We start from the raw sequence: 19,155 nt of genomic DNA on the forward strand, positions 1-19,155 counted from the left end.
CGGGACCAGTGACGGGCCGGCGTTGACCCACCTTGGGGCGCGGATCACACCGGATCCGCGCCCCACCCACTTTTGCGGGCCCCGCGGGATGGGTAAGGTTAGGTTTGCCTCACCGGAACACGGGACGGCAAGAGACAGCGATCCCGGCGGGAGGTGAATCCGCGTGTACGTCTGCAGCTGCTTCGGCATCACCGAGGCCCAGGTCAAGGAGCACGCGGAGAACGGCGCCTGCACCCCGCGCCAGATCGCCTCCGCCTCCAAGGCCGGCACCGACTGCGGTTCCTGCGTCCGCCGGATCCAGGCCCTCCTCGGCCGTGGCGCCTGCCCGCGCCGCGAGCTGGCCGACCGTGGCAAGCCCGTCCTGACCTCGCTGGACGAGGCGGCCTAGCTCCCGCGCGTCAGCTGTCCGGCTGCTCGATCAGCTGGGCGATGTACAGCGCCTCGCCGAGCTTCTCCACCAGCTCCAGCTGGGTGTCCAGGTAGTCGATGTGGTGCTCCTCGTCGGCGAGGATGTCCTCGAAGATGTTCGCGGACGTGATGTCGCCCTTCTCGCGCATCACCGTGATGCCCCGCTTGAGCCGGTCGATCGCCTCCACCTCGATCTGCCGGTCGGCCTCGAACATCTCCCGGACCGTCTGTCCCACCCGGACGTGGAACAGCCGCTGGTAGTTGGGCAGCCCGTCCAGGAACAGGATCCGGTCGGTGAGTACCTCGGCGTGCTTCATCTCGTCGAACGACTCGTGCCGCGTGTACTTGGCGAGCTTCGTCCAGCCGAAGTTCTCCTGCATCTTCGCGTGCAGGAAGTACTGGTTGATGGCGGTCAGCTCGCCGGTGAGCTGCTCGTTGAGGAACTCGATGACCTCGGGGTCGCCCTGCATCGCAGCGGCTCCTTCCACTCGGAGGGACGGGGGAGGTACGCGGCGGCATGATTGCACCGGCAACGAAGATCGTCCAGTAAGTGCGTACTTAGTAAGTACGCACTGAGTTGATGGCAGTTGTCCGGTTCGTGAGTGGGTGGTCAAGGGCACTGCCCGAGGTCTGTCAGGATGGATACATGGGTCATCCGGTGGAGCGAGAGTCTGGAGCAGCGGCAGGCACCGAGCTTCCGCCGGGTCAGCGGCTCCAGCGAGGCTGGCCGGTCACGCACTACGGGCCCGTCCCGAAGTTCCGGCCCGAGCGCTGGGAGTTCCGGGTCTTCGGCGCCACCGCCGACGGCGACAAGCACACCTGGAACCACGAGGAATTCACGGCCCTGCCGTACACCACCGTGGTGGCCGATCTGCACTGCGTGACGAAGTTCAGCATGGTCGGTGCGGAGTGGGGCGGCGTCCCGGCCCGGACCGTCCTGGACCTCGCCCCGCCGGCTCCGGACGTCACCCATGTGATGGTGTGGGCGGAGTACGGCTTCAGCTCGAACCTGCGTCTCGCGGACTTCGCCTCCGAGCGGACGATCTTCGCCACCCACAAGGACGGTGAACTCCTCACCGCCGAGCACGGCTTCCCGGTCCGTCTGATCGTGCCCCAGCTGTACGCCTGGAAGGGGCCCAAGTGGGTCCGGGGCGTGGAGTACATGACCGCCGACCGCCGCGGCTTCTGGGAGGAGCGCGGCTACCACAACATCGGCGACCCCTGGAAGGAACAGCGCTACTCCTACCAGGAAGAGCCCGGGGACGGCCCCGAGCTGTGATCCCTGGCCCGCGGCGGGTCAGTGGTGGTACTGGTGCACCACGGCGTGTCCCTTGCCGCGGCCGATGGTCCACTTGTTGACCGGGGTGGTCACCACGAAGGCGATCGCGAGCGACACCGCCAGCGAGATCCAGAACAGCGCGTCGCCCACCATGGCGTCGGTCGCCGACGGCCACAGGAGGATCACGCCGTTGTCGATCAGCTCCATCACGGCGATGGGCAGGGTGTCCGCGGCCAGCGCCACCCGGAAGGCGGTGCGGAAGTCCACGCCGGCGCGCAGCACCCCGCGCAGGGTGAGCGAGTAGCCGAAGAAGAAGGCCAGCACGATCGCCAGCAGGGTGGTCGGCAGGTTGCCCCACCCCAGCGCCGTGCCGATGACCATGCCGAGCACCTCGCCGACGGCGCAGCCGGTGAGGCAGTGCAGGGTGGCCTGCGCGGCCGTCGACCAGGTGGCGACGGGGGCGTGGCCATGGTGCTGGTGGGGCCCGTGCTGCTTGCGTTCGCGGTGCTCGTGGTGCTGCTCGTGGTGCTCGTGGTCGGTGTGAGCCGAGTGGTCCATGGTTTCCCCCATGCCGAGCGACGGTTCCTGCGACTGACAGGAACCGTATACCCCCCGGGGGTATTCCTCAACGGGTCAGGAATCCCGGAGCCTCTTCAGCCGTGCGACGTCCGCCGCATGTCCCTCCTTGCCGCCGGGCGTCTCGATGATCAGGGGCACCCCTGCCGTCGCCGGGTGGGCCATCAGCGCCCGGAAGGGGTCCTCGCCGATGTGACCGGCACCGATGTTCTCGTGCCGGTCCTTGTGCGCGCCCACCACATCCTTGGAGTCGTTGGCGTGGATCAGCTTCAGCCGGTTCTCGCCGACCGTCTCCACCAGCAGGTCCAGCGTCTGGTGCATCCCGGTCGGCCCGGTCAGGTCGTGCCCGGCGGCGAAGACGTGGCAGGTGTCCAGGCACACGCCCAGCTTCGGATGGGCGTCCAGGGCATCGAAGTAGGGCCCGAAGTCCCAGGTGCGCGAGCACAGCGAGGCGCCCTGCCCGGCGGTCGACTCCAGCAGCAGGAACGGGTCGTCCTCGTGCGTCAGCTCGTCCAGCAGCGGCAGCATGTGCTCGCGCACCTGCTTCAGCGCCACGTCCCGGGCCCGGCCGCCCGTCGCGCTGCCGGTGTGCACGACGACGCCCAGCGCACCGATCTCCCGGCCGCGCCGCAGCGAGTGCCGCAGCGATTCCACCGACCGCTCCACGGTCGCCTCGGTGTGCGAACCGAAGTTGATCAGGTAGGGGGCGTGCACGTACGCCGGGACCGACTGCTCGGCGCAGGCCGCGCGGAACGCCTCGTCCTGCCGCGGGTTGCCGGCGGGCGTCGCCCAGCCGCGCGGGTTGGCGACGAAGACCTGCACGGTCTCGGCCTCCAGCTCACGGGCGTACGACAGCCCCACGGAGTGCAGGCCGCCGGCCACGGGCACATGGCCGCCGACAGGGTTGCGGGGGAGGGGGGAGGACTGATCGGAACTCACCCGTTCAGGGTGTCACGTCCCCCCGGTCCCCCGGACCGCGGTCACCGGTGAACCAGGTCACCGCAGGCCGCGGTCACGGCGAACCAGGTCACCGCGGACCGCGGTCACGGTGCACCGGGTCGCCGCCGCGGTCACCGGTGAACCAGGTCACCGCAGGCCGCGGTCACGGGGCACCAGGTCACCGGATGGTGATCGTGATCGTCGACCCCTTGGGCGCCTTGTCGCCGCCGTCCACCGACTGCTTATCGACGGTGTCGCCGAACAGCCCGAGCAGCCCGCGGTCCTCGTCCACCTCGAAGCCCGCGCCCTCCAGGGCCTCGTGGGCGTCGTCCACGCTGTCCCCGACCACGTCCGGGACCTCGATCATCTCCGGGCCCTTGGACACCGTCAGCGTCACCGTGTCGCCCTCGGCGGCCCGGTTGCCCTCGCGGGGGCTCTGCGCGGCCACCTCGCCCTTGTCGAACTCGGAGGAGTTGACCTGCTCGGCGGCGACCCGCACCTTCAGCCCGGCGTCCGTCAGCTCCTGCTTCGCGCTGTCCAGGTCGTCACCGGTCACGTCCGGCACGTCGATCGGGCGTCCCTTGCTGACGGTCAGCGCGATCGCCGAGCCCGCGTGCCGCTTGGTGCCCGCGTCCGGCGTGGTACCGATCACCGAGCCCTTCGGGACGTCCTCGCTGACCTCACGGGTGACCATGCCCGGCTCCAGGCCGTCCGCCTTCAGCCGTGCCTGCGCCTTCGCCAGCGGCTGCCCCTCCACGTTCGGCACGTTCACCGTCTCCGGGCCCAGCGAGACGGTCAGCGTGACCGGGTCGTGGTCCCGGATACGCGCGCCCGGCGCCGGGTCGCTGCCCATGACCGTGCCGCGTCTGACGGTGTCGCTGTAGGCGCGCTTGACCTGCCCGACGTCGAGCCCGGCCGACTTCAGCCGCTCCCTGGCCTGCGCCTCCGTCTTCGTCAGCAGCGGCGGGACCTTCGTGAACTGGCCCGAGTTGATGTACCAGACCCCGGTGCCGACGCCGAGCAGCACCAGCACCGCCGCGATCACCGCCAGCATCGCGCGCCGCGGCCGGGCCGGGCCGGCGCGCGGCGGCACGGGCGGGCTCTGGAAGCGGGAGGTGCGGTCCGTCCCGTCCTCGGGGCCGGCGTCGCCGACGGGCAGTGGCCGGGGCACGGTCAGCGCGCGCGGGATCACGCTCGTACGGTCGTCCGCGTTGTCGTGCTCCGCCGTCAGTGCCTGCGGCGGCAGCGTGTCCAGTTGCTCGTCGGTCAGCCCCTGGCGGGCGTCGCGGACCTGCGCGAGCAGCGCCACGGCGTCATGCGGCCGGATGTCGGGGGTGCGCGCGGTGGCCGACGCGACCAGCTCGTCCAGCGGGTACGGCAGCCCCGGCACGAGCGCGGAGGGCGGCGGCACGTCCTCGTGCATGTGCTTGTAGAGCACCTGGGCCGGGGAGTCCCCGGAGTGCGGCTTCGCGCCCGTCAGCATCTCGTAGAGGACGACGCCGCAGGCGTACACGTCGACCCGCGGGTCGGTGGTGCCCTGCTCGATCTGCTCCGGCGCGAGATACGACACGGTCCCGAGCACGGCACCGGTGGTGCTGGTCACCGTGTCCACGGACCGCACCAGTCCGAAGTCGGCCACCTTGACCCGGCCGTCGTCGCCTATCAGCACGTTCTCGGGCTTCATGTCCCGGTGCACGAACCCGGCCCGGTGCGCGGCGCCGAGCGCGGCGAGCACCGGTTCCAGGATGTCCAGGGCGGCCCGCGGCTGCACGGCACCCCGCTCGCGCAGCACGTCCCGCAGGGTGCACCCGGCGATGTACTCCATCGCCAGGTAGACGTACGACCCGTCGGCACCCTGGTCGTAGACCTGCACCACGTTGGGGTGGTCGAGCCGGGCGACCGACTTCGCCTCCCGGATGAAGCGTTCGACGAAGGACCCGTCGGACGCGAGTGTCGGGTGCATCACCTTCAGCGCGAGCACACGGTCCAGACGGGTGTCCAGGGCCCGGTAGACCGTGGCCATCCCGCCGGCCGCGATCCGCGCGTCGACGCGATAACGGCCGTCGAGCACCTGCCCGACGAGGGGGTCCTGAAGGGTCGTATCCACGAGAGGCGAGTGTACGAGGAGCGACCGGCGCTTCCCCCGCCGAGACCGCTTTCCGCCAGGCACTGAAGCCGACCTGTGACGCGACACACGACAGCACGCGACGAACCCGCCCCCGCGGCCGGTGGCCCCCCGCCCGCGGCCGCCGGCGGCGAGGACGCCCCATGGGAGAGTCCCGCCTCTCGGCCGAGGGTCATGTGCGGTGCGTGGGTGGGAGGGGAATGGCCCGCCGCCGCTCCGGCTCAGAACGCGGGACGCTCGGGATCCAGCACGGCCAGGCCCTCCGCAGGAGACGACGCCTCGGCGAGATACCGCCGCGGAATCCGCCCCGCCAGCCGAGCCAGCCGCCCGGCCTCCACCGCGAGCCGCATCGCCGCCGCCATCCGTTCCGGCTCCTGCGCCCGCGTCACCGCCGACGCCAGCATGACCCCCGCACACCCCAGCTCCATCGCCAGCGCCGCGTCGGACGCCGTACCGGCCCCCGCGTCCAGGATCACCGGCACGCGCGCGTGCTCCACGATCAGCTGGAAGTTGTGCGGGTTGCGGATCCCGAGCCCGGACCCGATCGGCGAGCCGAGCGGCATCACCGCGGCACAGCCGACGTCGTCCAGTTTCCGCGCCAGCACGGGGTCGTCGTTCGTGTAGGGCAGCACCGTGAACCCGTCGTCCACCAGCGTCTCCGCCGCCTCGAGCAGCTCCACCGGGTCCGGCAGCAGCGTCCGCTCGTCGGCGATGACCTCCAGCTTGACCAGGTCCGTGCCCAGCGCCTCCCGGGCCAGCCGGGCGGTCAGCACGGCCTCCCCGGCGGTGAAACAGCCCGCGGTGTTCGGCAGCACCCGGATGCCGAGCTTGTCCAGCACCGACAGCACCGATCCGTGCACGGCAGGGTCCACCCGGCGCATCGCGACCGTCGTCAGTTCCGTGCCGGAGGCGATCAGCGCCCGCTCCAGCACGTCCAGGCTGGGCGCACCGCCCGTGCCCATGATCAGCCGGGACGAGAAGGTCACCCCTCCGATGACCAAGGGATCGTCGGCCATGGCTCAGCCTCCCTGCACAGCGGTGAGAACTTCGATCCGGTCGCCCTCCGCGAGGGCGGTCGTCGCCCACTGCGCACGCGGGACGACGGTCTCGTTGACGGCGGCGGCCACCCCGCGCGGTGCCGCGGTGAGCGTCCGCACCAGGGCCTCCAGCGCGGTGCCGGGAGCGATCTCGCGGGGTTCGCCGTTGACGGAGATGGTGACGGAGACGCTCATGCGTGCTGCTCCAGACGGGCCGGGACCGCGGCGTGGAAGCGCTGCGGGGTGAACGGACGTGCCTCCTCGGGAAGCTCACCGGTGAGCAGGGCGTGCGCCAGCACGTCCCCGGTGACCGGGGTGAGCAGCACCCCGTTGCGGTAGTGCCCGGTGGCCAGCAGCAGCCCGTCCAGGCCGGACGGGCCGAGCAGCGGGGCGTTGTCCGGGGAGCCGGGCCGCAGTCCGGCCCGGGTCTCGGTGAGCGGCAGCTCGGTGATGCCGGGCACCAGCTCGTGGGCGTCGCGCAGCAGCTCGTACACGCCGCCCGCGGTGACCGTGGTGTCCCAGCCCAGCTCCTCGCTGGTGGCGCCGACGACCAGTTCGCCGTTCTCGCGGGGCACCAGGTAGACGTGGCTGCCCCGCACCACGGCCCGCACGGTCCGGCTCAGGAAGGGGGCGTACCGGCGCGGCACGGTCAGCCGCAGCACCTGCCCCTTGACCGGCCGCACCGGGGGCAGCAGCTCGTCCGGCACGCCGGCGAGCCGTCCGCTGAGGCTTCCCGCCGCCAGCACCACCCGCTCCGCGCGCAGTGCCGTGCCGTCCGCGGTGGTGACCCCGGCGGCCCGGTCCCGTACCACGTCCAGCCGTTCGGCCCACGTGTGGTGGAACTCCACGCCGGCGCGTTCGCACGCGGTCACCAGGGCCGCCGCCAGCCGCCGCGGGTCGATCTGGTGGTCGCCGTCGACCCGCAGCCCGCCGCGCACCCCGGGCGCCAGCATCGGTTCCAGGCGCCGGCACTCCCGCCCGGACAGCCACTCCGACGCAAGGCCCGAACGCTGCTGCAGGGCGTGCAGTTCGCGCAGCCCGGCCCGGTCGTCGGCGTCGAGCGCGACGGCGAGGGTGCCGCAGCGGCGGTAGCCGAGGTCGTGGCCCGTCAGTTCGGTCAGCTCGGCCGCGAAGCCGGGATAGCGGCGGGCCGATTCCAGGTTCAGGGCGAGCAGCGTCTCCTCGCCGTAGTGCAGTTCGGTGACCGCGGCCAGCATCCCGGCCGCGACCTGCGCGGCCCCGCCACCGGGCGCGGGGTCCAGCACGGCGGTGGCGAACCCGCGCTGCGCGGCCCGCCAGGCCGTGACCAGGCCGATGATTCCGCCCCCGATGACGAGGACGTCGGACGTACGTGACGACATGGGCGTCCAGCCCCTCCCTTCGCCGGCATGACCCGGATCAGGTTCGTACGGTCGGAGGCCGCCAGCCTCCCTCTCAGCCCGGTGCGTCCGGGCTCCCGCGAGTGCTTGTACGGTGGCCACCCTAGCCCGCACCGCTCGTCACTCGTAAGGGACCCCTGTTCGATGGCCCGCTCGCTCGACGGACTGACACTCACCCCCGTCGCGGACCAAGCCCCAGGTCAGGTGGGCACCCGCACCCGGTTCGCCTACCACGAGAAGGACGGCGAGATCTGGGCCGAGTACGCGGGCGGGGACGTCGTACGGGGCCATCTGGTCGGTACCCGCGAGGGCGACCGGCTGGACTTCCGGTACGTCCAGCTCAGGACCGACGGGACGACCGCCTCGGGACACTGTGTGTCCACGGTCGTGGAGCTGCCGGACGGGCGGGTGCGCCTGGAGGAGACCTGGGAGTGGGAGTCCCGGCCCGGGTCCGGTACGAGTGTTGTGGAACAGCTCACCGAGCACGCCCCCTGACTGACAGAACGTCAGTTGTCTATGGTGATCGGGTGAGCGAGCAGACAGCGCAAGAGGGCACGTCACCGGGGCGGCGCGTGGTCGTCGTCGGTGCCGGCATGGCCGGGGTGCAGACCGCGGTCGCCCTGCGGGAGCAGGGCTTCCGGGACAGTGTGACCGTCATCGGCGCCGAGCCGCACCAGCCGTACGACCGGCCGCCGCTGTCGAAGGCCGTGCTGCTCGGCAAGGCCGAGGACTCCGCGTTCGACGTCGACTTCGAGTCGCTCGGCGTCGAGCTGCGCCTGGGCTGCGAGGTGTACGGTCTGCGCCCGGCCGCCCGCGAGCTGGACACCGAGGCGGGCCCGGTGCCGTACGACGTCCTGGTCCTCGCGACCGGCGCCGAACCGATCACGCTGCCCGGCACCGAGGGCGTGCCCGGCGTCCACCTGCTGCGCACCCTGGACGACGCCGAACGGCTGCGGCCGGTCCTCGCCCGGCAGCACGACGTCGTGGTCGTCGGCGCCGGCTGGATCGGCGCGGAGTTCGCCACGGCCGCCCGCGAGGCCGGCTGCACGGTGACCGTCGTGGAGGCCGCCGACCGGCCGCTCGCCGGCGCCCTGCCCGCCGAGGTCGCCGCGCCCATGGCCGCCTGGTACGCCGACAGCGGCATCGAACTGCGCACCGGTGCGCGCGTGGAGCACATCGAGCCCGGCGTGGTGGTGCTCGTCGACGGCACCCGGCTGCCCGCGGGCGCCGTCGTGGTCGGCATCGGCGCCCGCCCCGCCACCGCCTGGCTGGCCGGGTCCGGCATCGGGCTGGGCGCGCACGGTGAGGTGCTCGCGGACGCTCATCTGCGTGCCTCCCTGCCGGACGTGTACGCCGTCGGCGACTGCGCCTCCTTCCCCTCGGCCCGCTACGGCGAGCGGCTGCTCGTCCACCACTGGGACAACGCCCTCCAGGGGCCGCGCACGGTCGCCGCGAACGTCCTCGGTGAGACACCCGCGGTCTACGACCCGGTGCCGTACTTCTGGTCCGAGCAGTTCGGCCGGTTCGTGCAGTACGCCGGCCACCACGGCGCCGCCGAGCGCATGGTCTGGCGGGGCGACCCGGCGGGCCCGTCCTGGTCGGTGTGCTGGCTGCGCGAGGACCGCCTGGTCGCCCTGCTGGCGGTGGGCCGCCCCCGCGATCTGGCCCAGGGCCGCAGACTGATCGAATCGGGCCGCCCCATGAACCCGGAGGCCCTGGCGGACCCGGCCCGGCCTCTGAAGGACGCGACGGCCGACTGACCCACGCGGCGGGGGGCAGCGCCCCGAAAGGGCCCGGGGGAACCTGCGCGACCAGCCACGACGGCGCCGCACCCGAAGGGCGACCGATCGCGGCCGGTCCGGCTGAGCGCCTACGCTAGGTGGCGTGACCGAGATTGACGCAAAGATCGATGCTCTCGTCCCCGCCTGGCTCACCCTGCCCGACATCGCCGAGATGCTCGGCGTCGAGGTGACGCGTGTCCGGCAGCTGGTCAAGGAGGGCCAGCTCGTCGCCGTACGCCGAGGTGAGAACAGGGCGCTGCACGTCCCCGCCGCCTTCATCGACGGCGACAAGGTCGTCAAGGGCCTGGCCGGGACCCTGACGCTCCTGCGGGACGACGGCTTCACGGTCGAAGAGATGATCGAGTGGCTCTTCACCCCCGACCCGACCCTGCCCGGCACCCCCGCGCAGGCCCTGAGCGAGAATCGCGGCACGGAGGTGAAGCGCCGCGCCCAGGCGCTCGCCGTCTGAGGCGACCCGCACCAGGAGGTGGCGTGCGGGCCGGGAGCCCGTACGCCACCGCCGGCACCGCCAGGTACACCGACCCCGGGGGGACCCACGCATGTCCGACACAGCCCGCGCCGCGCTCGCCGGCGCCCGCCTGTACCTCTGCACGGACGCCCGCAGGCGCCAGGGCGATCTGCCCGAGTTCCTGGACGCGGTCCTGGCCGGCGGTGTCGACATCGTGCAGCTGCGCGACAAGGGCATGGAGGCCGCCGAGGAACTGGAGCACCTGCGGGTGTTCGCCGACGCCTGCGCCCGGCACGGCAAGCTGCTCGCGGTCAACGACCGGGCGGACGTCGCCCACGCGGCCCGCGCAGACGTGCTGCATCTGGGCCAGGGCGACCTTCCGGTCCCGGCCGCCCGGGCGATCCTCGGCCAGGACGTCCTGATCGGCCGCTCCACGCACGCCGAGGCCGAGGCCACCGCTGCCGCCGCCCAGGAGGGCGTGGACTACTTCTGCACCGGCCCCTGCTGGCCCACGCCGACCAAGCCGGGCCGGCACGCCCCCGGCCTCGACCTGGTCCGCCACACGGCGGGCCTCGGCACCGACCGCCCCTGGTTCGCCATCGGCGGCATCGACCTCGGCAACCTCGACCAGGTGCTGGACGCGGGCGCCCGCCGGGTGGTGGTGGTCCGTGCGATCACCGAGGCGGACGACCCGGGCGCGGCGGCGTCGGAGTTCGCGAAGCGACTGCGGCAGGCCTGACGCCGCCTGTCCGGAAATCTGTCCAAGGGGTGGACAGTAAGTCGACAATTCGGGCAAATTTCCGATGTGCGGTTGGGGGACCGCCCTGCCCTGGCTAACCTGCCGGTATGGCCCTCGGAACCGCATCCACCAGGACTGATCGCGCACGCACCGTGCGCGACATCCTCGCCTCCGGCAAGACGACGTACTCCTTCGAGTTCTACGCGCCGAAGACGCCCAAGGGCGAGCGGAGCCTGTGGAACGCGCTGCGCAGGGTCGAGGCCGTGGCCCCCGACTTCGTTTCCGTCACCTACGGCGCCGGCGGCACCACGCGCACGACCACGGTCCGCGAGACGCAGCAGATCGTCGTCGATACCACGCTCACGCCGGTCGCCCACCTGACCGCGGTCGACCACTCCATCGCCGAACTGCGCAACATCATCGGCCAGTACGCGGACGCCGGCATCCGCAACATCCTCGCCGTGCGCGGCGACCCGCCCGGCGACCCGATGGGCGACTGGGTCCCGCACCCGCGGGGCCTGACCTACGCGGCGGAACTCGTCCGGCTCATCAAGGAGTCGGGCGACTTCTGCGTGGGCGTCGCCGCCTTCCCCGAGATGCATCCGCGTTCCACGGACTGGGACACCGACGTCCGGCACTTCGTCGACAAGTGCCGCGCGGGTGCCGACTACGCCATCACACAGATGTTCTTCCAGCCGGAGTCGTACCTGCGGCTGCGCGACCGGGTGGCGGCCGCGGGCTGCGACACCCCGGTCATCCCCGAGGTCCTGCCGGTCACGAGCGTGAAGATGCTGGAACGGGTGCCGAAGCTCAGCACGGCGCTGTTCCCGGACGCCCTGAAAGAGCGCATCCTCACAGCGAAGGACGATCCGGCGGCGGTACGCTCCATCGGTATCGAGTTCGCCACGGAGTTCTGCGCTCGGCTGCTTGCCGAGGGGGTGCCCGGACTGCACTTCATCACGCTCAACAACTCCACGGCGACCCTGGAGATCTACGAGAACCTGGGCCTGCACCACACCCGGCAGGCCTAGACCGGCCGCCCCGCAATACGACACACTGCGTAGCGGTCACTGGGAGAGGGGCGTACATGGGCTGGACGGTCCTCTACATCGCGTTCGGCATCGTCGCGCTGTGGTTGCTGGGCGAGGTGCTGCTGCAGTACAAGGCGCGCCTGCGCTGGCGCCTTCTCGCCTTCGCCGGCTTCCTCGGCGTCGTGCTCGGTGTGCTGATGCACTCGGTGATCGTGATCGGGCTGGGCGCGATCGCCTTCGCGGTCGGCCAGACCTGGGTCACGCTGTCGTTCCGCCGCGGCTTCGCCGCCGGCTGGGCGGTCAAGCGGCCCGACGCCGAGGCCGGCGGCGGCAGCAAGCGCCGCCGCGGCCGGGCGGACCGGCACGACGAGGGCCCGCTGGACACCGACCCGGAGTTCGGCGACCCCGCCGACGAGCAGGCCGCCGACGGCTACGGCCGCGGCCAGACGCACGGCGACCACGGCGACCACGACGACTACGACCGCGACGACGTCTTCACGCCGGCACCCTCGCGCACGGCGGCCGAGCCCACGGCCGCCGAGAGCACCGCCGTCTACGAGCCGCTGCCCCTCCCCGACGACACCGGCAACTACGGCGTCTACGGCGACACCGCCTACGCGAACGCCCAGCAGCCCCAGGTCGCCGCCCAGCAGAGCTACGCCTACGACTACTCCGGCTACGCCCAGCAGGGCTACGGCTACGACAGCGCGGGCCAGCAGGGCTACGCCAACTACTCCGACCCGTACATCGGCAGCCAGTCCTACGGCTCCTACGACCAGGGCTACGGCCAGCCGTACGGGCAGCAGCAGGGCTACGCCCAGGACCCGTACGCCACCGGCGGCTACGGCGAGACCCCGGCCGGCGGGGTGTGGGTGCCGCAGCAGCGCACCGACGAGGCCTACGGCGGCGAGCTGCCGCAGGAGCAGCCGTACCCGCACCAGGCGGGCGGACAGCAACCGCAGCCCGGCCCCGGATACGACGAGCAGTACCGCTTCTGAGCCCTCCGGGGCCCCGGCCCCGCCACGGGCTCACACCGGGTCCGGGTCACTGGGAGCCGCGGAACTCCGGGCCCTCCACGATCAGGCCGGCCACCAGTGCGCCCGACATGCCGGCGTGCGGGAGGCCGCCGCCCGGGTGGGACCAGCCGCCGACCCGGTACAGCCCGGGCAGCCGGGTGGTGTTCGACGGGTGCAGGAAGCGGCCTCGGCCGGCGGCGAGGGCGGGCGCGGGCACGGCCCCGGACCGGGCGCCCGTCTCGGCCTCGGTGTCGCCGGGCGCTCGTACCTCGTGCCACAGCACACGCTCGCGCAGTCCCGGCACCGCGCGCTCGGCCGCCTGGAGGAGGAAGTCCGTGTACCGCCGGACCGTCTCGTCGTCGTCCCAGTCGGCCTCGGCGGACACCGTGGCGGACAGCACCGCCGACTCGTGCTCCTCGTCGGGCCGCAGTGCCGGGTCGTCGGGGCGCAGCACGGTCACCGTCGGACAGCGGGGCTCGTCGCCGCCGGGCGAGGCCAGGAAGTCCCACTCCGACTCGGGGGCCGCCGGATGAACGACCGTGCGGTGGACGGCTCCTGGCTGCCGCCGGCCGCGCAGGGCGAGCAGCAGCGTGAACCGGGCGGGCGGGGTGGCGCCGGGGTCGGCCCGGACGTCGCCCTCGTCGTCCAGGTGATGGTCCGTCAGTGCCCGCAGCAGCGCCGGGTGCACGTCCGCCACGACGTGGTCCGCTTCGGCGGCACTGCCGTCGGCCAGTTCCACCCCCGCGGCCCGGCCGTCCTTCTCGCGGATCCGGGTGACCTCGGCACCGAAGACGAACTCGACCCGCCGTTCCAGGCAGCGCTCGTACACCGCGCGCGCCAGTTCACGGATCCCGCCGCGTACGTACCAGGTGCCGAAGGCATGCTCCATGTACGGCAGCACGGCCGCGGCGGCCGGAGCGGACCAGGGCGCGAGGCCGTACGCGAGCGCGTGGCTCATGAGGATGCCCTCGAGCCGGTCGTCACGCAGTTCCCAGGAGCCGATCTCGGCCAGGGTCCCGGCCCGCCGGGTACGCAGCAGCCGCTTGTGCGGGACCGCCGGGTACGGCTCCTTGTCGGCCAGCACCCGCCAGTTGGGCCACAGCGGTTCCTCCAGCAGCGGCCGGCGCGTGCGGTCCCAGGCCTCGCGGGCCCGCACCAGGAAGTCGCCCCACCGCCCGCCCGTCCCCGCGCCGAGCGCCTCGTCCAGGGCCGCGACCACACCGGCGCGGGAGGCGTTCGGCAGCGTCACCTCAGTGCCGTCCGCGAAGACGTGCCGGGCAGACGGGTCGACCTGGACCAGCTCGACGCAGTCCTCCAGCGGCTTCTTGCCGGTCTTGACGAACAGGTCGCGGTACACCGCAGGCAGGGTCAGCAGTCCCGGGCCCGTGTCGAAGCGGAAACCGTCCCGCTCGAACCGGCGCACCGCACCGCCGTACGTCTCCGTCCGCTCGTACACCGTCACCCGGTGGCCGGCGACGGCCAGCCGGGCAGCAGCCGCCATCGCGCCCATGCCGGCGCCGATCACCGCAATCCGTGCCATGCCTGCGACTTTATCGACCGCCACCGACAGTCCGGCCGCCGGGCGGCTGCGGCGCAGGTCAAGGGGACCGTGAGGCCAGGCGCCGCTCCTCGCGCCGCTGGGCCCGGCGGCGCAGGAAGCGCCGGATGCGGGAGATGAGGAAGACCAGGGTCAGCAGCCCGCCCGCCAGCAGGACGGCCGCGATGATCGCCGCCGCCCGCGGATGGAACATCGCGAACGCGACGATCGCGCCGACGCCGAGGTCCTCGGCGGCGCTCAGCACGAAGTTGCTGAACGGCTCGGGCGAGGTGTTGACCGCCATCCGGGTCCCGGCCTTGACGGTGTGGCTGGCCAGCGCCGTCGACCCGCCCACCAGGCCGGCCGTCACGTCCGAGAGCGAGCCGCTGTGCCCGGCGAGCAGCGCCCCCACCCAGGCGCCCGCGAGCGGCCGGACCACGGTGTGGACCGAGTCCCAGACGGAGTCGACGTAGGGGATCTTGTCGGCGACGGCCTCGCACAGGAACAGCACGCCGGCGGCGATCAGCACCTCGGGGCGCTGCAACGTCTGCGGGACGTCGTCGCTCATCCCCGTCGCGCCGAAGAGACCGAGCAGCAGCACCACCGCGTAGGCGTTGATGCCGCTGGCCCAGCCGCTGGTGAAGACCAGGGGGAGTACGGACACGAAGGCGATCGTAGCCAGCCGGGCGGCCGGAGTCGTGGGCATGCGCGCGGACGGCTGAGTACGCGTACTCAGAGAGCCGATTGAGTACCTGCACGGATGGGACGGCCGGCCCTGGGACGAGAGAGTGGAGGCACGGCAGGGGGCGTGGCCCGGCACCGACGACACGGGGCGGCGGAACGGCGCCCGCCCCCCGGCCGCTCCTTCCGCCGATCCGTCGGCGGAAGCGAGACACGGGGGTCCCGGGGGGAAGACCACCACGGGGGTCCGCACGGGGGAGCCCGTACGGCAGTACGGGCGGCACGGGGGAGCACGGGGGAGTACGGGGGAGCACGGGGAACGGAAGGCGCCGGTCCGGCAGCGGACCGGCGCCTTCGGTGTGCGCCCGGAGCGGCTCCCCGCGCTCAGGCCCTGCCGCTGACCCGGCCCTGGAGCAGCCGGGACAGGGCCGCGTGGACGTCGTCCAGAGAACGCTCCGGCTGGAAGGACTTCCAGTCCAGCGCGGCCACCAGGACCATGCCGACCAGCGCCGCCGCGGTCAGCTGGACGTCGATCTCTTCGCTGAACTCCCCGGCCGCCACGCCCTCGCGCAGCACCCCCTCGACCACCGCGACGGCCTCCTGCCGGACGACCATCAGGGTGGACTGCCAGGCCCGGTTGGTGCGCCACAGCTCGGCGACGTACAGCTGGGTGAAGGCCGGGTAGCGGTCGATGAAGACCAGCCCCGCGCGGACCATCGCGTCCAGTGCGTCCACCTTGCTGCCGCCCGCGCGCGCGGTCGACTCGGCCGCCTCCTGCAGGGAGGCGGTGAGCAGGCCCACGCCGTGCCGCAGCAACTCCTCGAAGAGGACGGACTTGCTCGCGAAGTTGTAGTACACCGTGCCCTTGGCGACCCCGGCCCGCTCGGCGATCTCGTCCACCGTGGTCGCGGAGAAACCCTGCTCGGCGATGAGCGTGACGGCGGCCTCGTAGAGCTTCTGGCGGGTGGCCTCGCGGCGCGTGCTGCCGCCGGACCTGGTGCTGCTGCTTTCCATGGCCCCGATTCTCACAGGTACGCGCGTGTGCAGGGGCTCTCCCGGGATCAAAGGCTCAGCTCCGGGTGCAGCCGGTCCAGCGTCCACACCTGGCGGCGCCGGGCCGCGAGGGCGGTCAGCGCCAGGGCACCGGCGGTGAACGCGGCGAGCACGCCGCACGCCTGCCACACCGGGCCGAGCCCGCCGCCCGTGATCAGCCGGCGCAGCGCCTCCACGATGTAGCTCATCGGCAGATACGGGTGGATCGCGTTGAAGAAGCGGGGGCTGGTCTGCACCGGGTAGGTGCCGCCCGCCGAGGTCAGCTGGAGCATCAGCAGCGCGAGGACCAGGATCCGGCCCGCCGCGCCGAAGCGGGCGTTCAGCCACTGCACGATCGCCGCGAAGCACGCCGTGACCAGGCACAGGAAGCCGATCGTGCCGGCCGCCCGCAGCATCTGCAGGCCGATCGCCCAGTGCAGTACGGCCATCAGGGCCCCCACTTGGAGGACACCCACCGCGGCCACGGGCAGCCAGCCCGCGAGCGCGATCCGCCAGGCCGGCGAACCGGCCGCCAGGGCACGCCGGTTGAGCGGCGGGATCAGCATGTAGGCCACCATCGCGCCGACCCAGAGGGACAGCGGGATGAAGTAGGGGGCGAAACCGGTGCCGTAGTTCGGCGCCTTGTGCAGGTCGTGCGAGGCCAGCTGGACCGGGTCGGCCATCACGCCGGTGCGCCGGTCGCGGTCCTGCTCGTCGTAGTCCGGGATCTTCTCGGCGCCGGAGTGCAGCCCGCCGGCCAGCTTCCCCGAGCCGTCCGAGAGCTTGTACAGGCCGCCGTTCAGCGTCTCGGCGCCCGACTTGGCGGTGCCCAGGCCCTTGTCCAGGGTGACCGCGCCGGTGTGGGCGGTGCCGAGTCCGGTGTGCAGCTTCTCGGCGCCGGTGGCGACCTTGTGCGCACCGGTGTTGAGCTTGTCGATCTTCTTGACGGCGTCCTCGACGTCCTCGGAGAGGTGCGGTGCGCGCTCGGCGAGCGCGTCGGCCTGCTTCTGCAGCGTGCCGAGGTTGTCCCGCATCGTCTTCAGGTCGCCGTCCTGGTCGGCGATGAGCGTGTTGAGGTCGTCGGCGACGGTGGCCACCTCGTCGGCGGCGGTCTTGGCCCGCTTGAGGTCCGGGCAGACCGGGTCGGGGAGGGGCGCCGGCTCGCAGCGCTTCTTGTAGACCTCGTCCAGGACACCGGCGGACGCGTGCGCGGTCTTGGCGGCACCCGGTGCGAGCTTCACCAGCACGTCCAGGTTGTCCTTGACCGCCTTGGCCGAGTCGGAGACCAGCTTGGCGGTGTCCCCGATGGTCTTCTCGTTGGTCTTGATGAACGGGCCCGCCTTGGCGTAGACGCCGTCGACCTTGTCGGCGAGCGCCTGGGTGCCGTCGGCGACCTGCCGCGACCCCTCCTCCAGGTCGCCGGCGCCGGTGTCGAGCTTGTTCAGGCCCTTGGCCAGCTTGCCGCTGCCGCCCTTGGCGTCCTTCAGGCCGTCGGCGAGGTCCTTGGACCCCTTCTCCGCCTTTCCGAGGCCGGTGTTGAGCTTGTCGGCGCCCTTGGCCGCGGTGACGGTCTTGTCGTGGATGTCGGAGAACGACACGAAGATCTTGTCCAGGAAGTTCCGGGAGGCCTTGGTGGACGCGGCCGTGCGCACCTCGTTGAAGACCGTGCGGGAGATCTGGCCGACGATGTAGTTGTTCGCGTCGTTGGTGCGCACCCGCAGGGCGCCGGTCTCCGGGGAGTCGCCCGAACTGGAGGCGATGCGGCGGCTGAAGTCGGCGGGCATGGTCAGCGACAGGTAGTAGGTGCCGTCCTCGACGCCCTTGCGGGCCTCCGCGTCGCTCACCTCGTGCCACTCGAAGGTCCGGCTGTCGCGCAGCCCGTCGACGATGTCGTCACCGGCGGTGAGCTTCTTCCCGCCCGCCGTGGCGCCCTTGTCGTCGTTCACCAGGGCCACCGGGATGCGGTCCAGACGGCCGTACGGGTCCCAGAACGACCACAGGTAGAGGGCGCCGTAGAGCAGGGGCAGCACGAGCAGTGCGACCAGGGCCGCGCGCGGCAGCTTCCCGCGCCCGAAGCGCCTCAGCTCAAGCGCGGCCAGCCTCGGTGAGCGCATCGGCCCCCTCCTCCTTCGTGTCGTTGTCCCCGCCGCTCTCGCCGCTCTCGCTGTCCCCGCCGCTCTCGCCGCTCTCGCTGTTCCCGGAGCTTTCGCCGCTCGCGCCGTTCCCGTCGCTCTCGCTGCTCTCGTCGCCCGTGCTGTTCCCGCTGCTCTCGCCGGCGCCTTCGCCCGTGTTCTCCTCGCCCGTGTTCTCCTCGCCCGGGCGCGTCGAGACGGGCACGCAGTCCCCGGGGGCGGTGCGGGACACGGCCACGACCGTCGTCCCCGCGCGCGCGAGGGACCGCAGCAGGTCCCAGGCCTCGGCACGCTCGGCGTCCGAGAGCTTCATGTCGACGTCGTCGACGCCCAGCAGCCGGGGCCGGCCGACGAGGGCCAGGGCCACGGACAGGCGCAGTTCCTCGATCCGTTCCAGGTCGCGGACGGCCGTCCGGGGACCCTTGGGAAGGCTGTCGAGGTCGAGTCCGGCGGCGGCCAGGGCGGTGTCCACGCGCAGCCGCGCTTCCTGGGCGCGCCGGGACCGCGGCCGCAGGAGCGCGCGCAGGGAGTCGCCGAAGCGGCGCTGCAGCAGGGCCCGCTCCCGCAGGTGTTCCCCGACGGTCAGCGCGGGCTCCAGGTCCGTCACGCCGGTCACGTTGGCCACCGCGCTGACGTGGCGCAGGGCCGCCAGGTGCCGGGGGAGTTTGAACCCGCCCACGGTGGCCACCCCTTCGGTGGGCTTCATCCGTCCCGTGAGCGCGAGCAGCAGACACGTGCGGCCGGAGCCGGACGGTCCCTCGATCGCGATCAGCGAGCCGGGCTCCGCGTCAAGGGTGACACCGCGGAACACCCACCCGCGTGGCCCCTTGAGCCCGAGGCCCTCGGCCCTGACCTCCGCGCCGTCCGCGCCGTCCACTGGCTCCGCCCCCTGCCTGACGTATTTGAACTGACTGGTCAGTGCAAAAATACGCCCGAACCTTCGCTCGAGGCAAAGTCCCAGGTCAGAACGGATTGTCAGTGCCATACCTCACGA

The 19,155-nt window shown here is 72.4% G+C and carries 20 protein-coding genes and 1 riboswitch; of the genes, 8 read left to right on the forward strand and 12 right to left on the reverse strand.

All coding sequences use genetic code 11. The features are described 5' to 3' along the window. Positions 1-163 precede the first annotated feature (163 nt). A complete protein-coding gene (locus JK359_RS22515) occupies positions 164-388 on the forward strand; it encodes a (2Fe-2S)-binding protein (RefSeq protein ID WP_201838494.1) in 225 nt (74 codons plus the stop codon). Positions 389-398: 10 nt separating this feature from the next. Here the strand turns inward: JK359_RS22515 and bfr are convergent, their stop codons facing one another. Further along, positions 399-878, reverse strand: coding sequence for a bacterioferritin (bfr, locus tag JK359_RS22520; protein ID WP_201838503.1), 480 nt, complete (start codon positions 876-878; stop codon positions 399-401). 176 nt (positions 879-1,054) lie between these two features. On the opposite strand from bfr, the gene JK359_RS22525 reads away from it, so the two are divergent. Further along, positions 1,055-1,687: a sulfite oxidase-like oxidoreductase gene (locus tag JK359_RS22525; protein WP_201838505.1), complete on the forward strand. Its 633-nt coding sequence runs from the start codon at positions 1,055-1,057 to the stop codon at positions 1,685-1,687. Between the two features lie 18 nt (positions 1,688-1,705). On the opposite strand, the gene JK359_RS22530 is transcribed toward JK359_RS22525, so the two are convergent. From JK359_RS22530 to thiO, 6 genes are all read right to left on the reverse strand, one after another. Continuing rightward, a complete protein-coding gene (locus tag JK359_RS22530) occupies positions 1,706-2,245 on the reverse strand; it encodes a DUF4396 domain-containing protein (protein WP_201839027.1) in 540 nt (179 codons plus the stop codon). Between the two features lie 75 nt (positions 2,246-2,320). Beyond that, positions 2,321-3,202 (reverse strand): deoxyribonuclease IV, encoded by an 882-nt coding sequence (locus JK359_RS22535; protein WP_201838507.1) that lies wholly within the window; start codon positions 3,200-3,202, stop codon positions 2,321-2,323. 178 nt (positions 3,203-3,380) lie between these two features. Further along, positions 3,381-5,309, reverse strand: a complete 1,929-nt coding sequence (gene pknB, locus JK359_RS22540; protein WP_201838509.1) for a Stk1 family PASTA domain-containing Ser/Thr kinase — start codon at positions 5,307-5,309, stop codon at positions 3,381-3,383. Positions 5,310-5,548: 239 nt separating this feature from the next. Beyond that, positions 5,549-6,343 carry a thiazole synthase gene (locus JK359_RS22545; RefSeq protein ID WP_201838515.1) on the reverse strand — a complete coding sequence of 265 codons (795 nt, stop codon included), beginning with the start codon at positions 6,341-6,343 and terminating at the stop codon, positions 5,549-5,551. Between the two features lie 3 nt (positions 6,344-6,346). Next, the gene (gene thiS / locus JK359_RS22550; RefSeq protein WP_201838517.1) at positions 6,347-6,559 is read right to left on the reverse strand and encodes a sulfur carrier protein ThiS; all 213 of its coding nucleotides are present in this window, start codon (positions 6,557-6,559) and stop codon (positions 6,347-6,349) included. Next, positions 6,556-7,725, reverse strand: a complete 1,170-nt coding sequence (thiO, locus tag JK359_RS22555) for a glycine oxidase ThiO (RefSeq protein WP_201838519.1) — start codon at positions 7,723-7,725, stop codon at positions 6,556-6,558. Before thiO ends, thiS begins: the two co-directional genes overlap by 4 nt. Continuing rightward, positions 7,723-7,834, reverse strand: a riboswitch (TPP riboswitch). Its footprint overlaps the gene before it by 3 nt. Before the next feature lie 53 nt (positions 7,835-7,887). On the opposite strand from thiO, the gene JK359_RS22560 reads away from it, so the two are divergent. From JK359_RS22560 to JK359_RS22585, 6 genes are all read left to right on the forward strand, one after another. Continuing rightward, positions 7,888-8,238: an avidin-fold protein gene (locus JK359_RS22560; RefSeq protein ID WP_201838521.1), complete on the forward strand. Its 351-nt coding sequence runs from the start codon at positions 7,888-7,890 to the stop codon at positions 8,236-8,238. 32 nt (positions 8,239-8,270) lie between these two features. Beyond that, entirely contained in the window at positions 8,271-9,503 is a 1,233-nt protein-coding gene (locus tag JK359_RS22565; RefSeq protein ID WP_201838523.1) for an NAD(P)/FAD-dependent oxidoreductase, read from the forward strand. 124 nt (positions 9,504-9,627) lie between these two features. Further along, entirely contained in the window at positions 9,628-9,993 is a 366-nt protein-coding gene (locus tag JK359_RS22570; protein WP_201838524.1) for an Rv2175c family DNA-binding protein, read from the forward strand. Between the two features lie 91 nt (positions 9,994-10,084). Beyond that, entirely contained in the window at positions 10,085-10,732 is a 648-nt protein-coding gene (thiE, locus tag JK359_RS22575; RefSeq protein ID WP_201838526.1) for a thiamine phosphate synthase, read from the forward strand. Positions 10,733-10,839: 107 nt separating this feature from the next. After that, positions 10,840-11,763 carry a methylenetetrahydrofolate reductase [NAD(P)H] gene (gene metF, locus JK359_RS22580; protein WP_201838528.1) on the forward strand — a complete coding sequence of 308 codons (924 nt, stop codon included), beginning with the start codon at positions 10,840-10,842 and terminating at the stop codon, positions 11,761-11,763. Between the two features lie 56 nt (positions 11,764-11,819). Further along, positions 11,820-12,761 carry an SCO2102 family sporulation regulator gene (locus JK359_RS22585; protein WP_201838530.1) on the forward strand — a complete coding sequence of 314 codons (942 nt, stop codon included), beginning with the start codon at positions 11,820-11,822 and terminating at the stop codon, positions 12,759-12,761. 46 nt (positions 12,762-12,807) lie between these two features. Here the strand turns inward: JK359_RS22585 and JK359_RS22590 are convergent, their stop codons facing one another. The 5 genes from JK359_RS22590 to JK359_RS22610 form a co-directional block, all read right to left on the reverse strand. Beyond that, entirely contained in the window at positions 12,808-14,319 is a 1,512-nt protein-coding gene (locus JK359_RS22590; protein WP_201838532.1) for a phytoene desaturase family protein, read from the reverse strand. Positions 14,320-14,377: 58 nt separating this feature from the next. Further along, on the reverse strand, positions 14,378-14,980 hold the full coding sequence (locus JK359_RS22595; RefSeq protein ID WP_201838534.1) for a DUF4126 domain-containing protein: 603 nt from the start codon (positions 14,978-14,980) through the stop codon (positions 14,378-14,380). Positions 14,981-15,381: 401 nt separating this feature from the next. Then, positions 15,382-16,011 (reverse strand): TetR/AcrR family transcriptional regulator, encoded by a 630-nt coding sequence (locus JK359_RS22600; RefSeq protein WP_201838536.1) that lies wholly within the window; start codon positions 16,009-16,011, stop codon positions 15,382-15,384. A gap of 47 nt (positions 16,012-16,058) precedes the next feature. Beyond that, the gene (locus JK359_RS22605; protein WP_201838542.1) at positions 16,059-18,143 is read right to left on the reverse strand and encodes a YhgE/Pip domain-containing protein; all 2,085 of its coding nucleotides are present in this window, start codon (positions 18,141-18,143) and stop codon (positions 16,059-16,061) included. Next, on the reverse strand, positions 18,115-19,038 hold the full coding sequence (locus tag JK359_RS22610) for an ATP-binding cassette domain-containing protein (protein ID WP_307788238.1): 924 nt from the start codon (positions 19,036-19,038) through the stop codon (positions 18,115-18,117). Before JK359_RS22610 ends, JK359_RS22605 begins: the two co-directional genes overlap by 29 nt. Positions 19,039-19,155 lie beyond the last annotated feature (117 nt).

The sequence above is a fragment of the Streptomyces actinomycinicus genome (genome assembly GCF_016741775.1).
Lineage (GTDB): Bacteria > Actinomycetota > Actinomycetes > Streptomycetales > Streptomycetaceae > Streptomyces > Streptomyces actinomycinicus.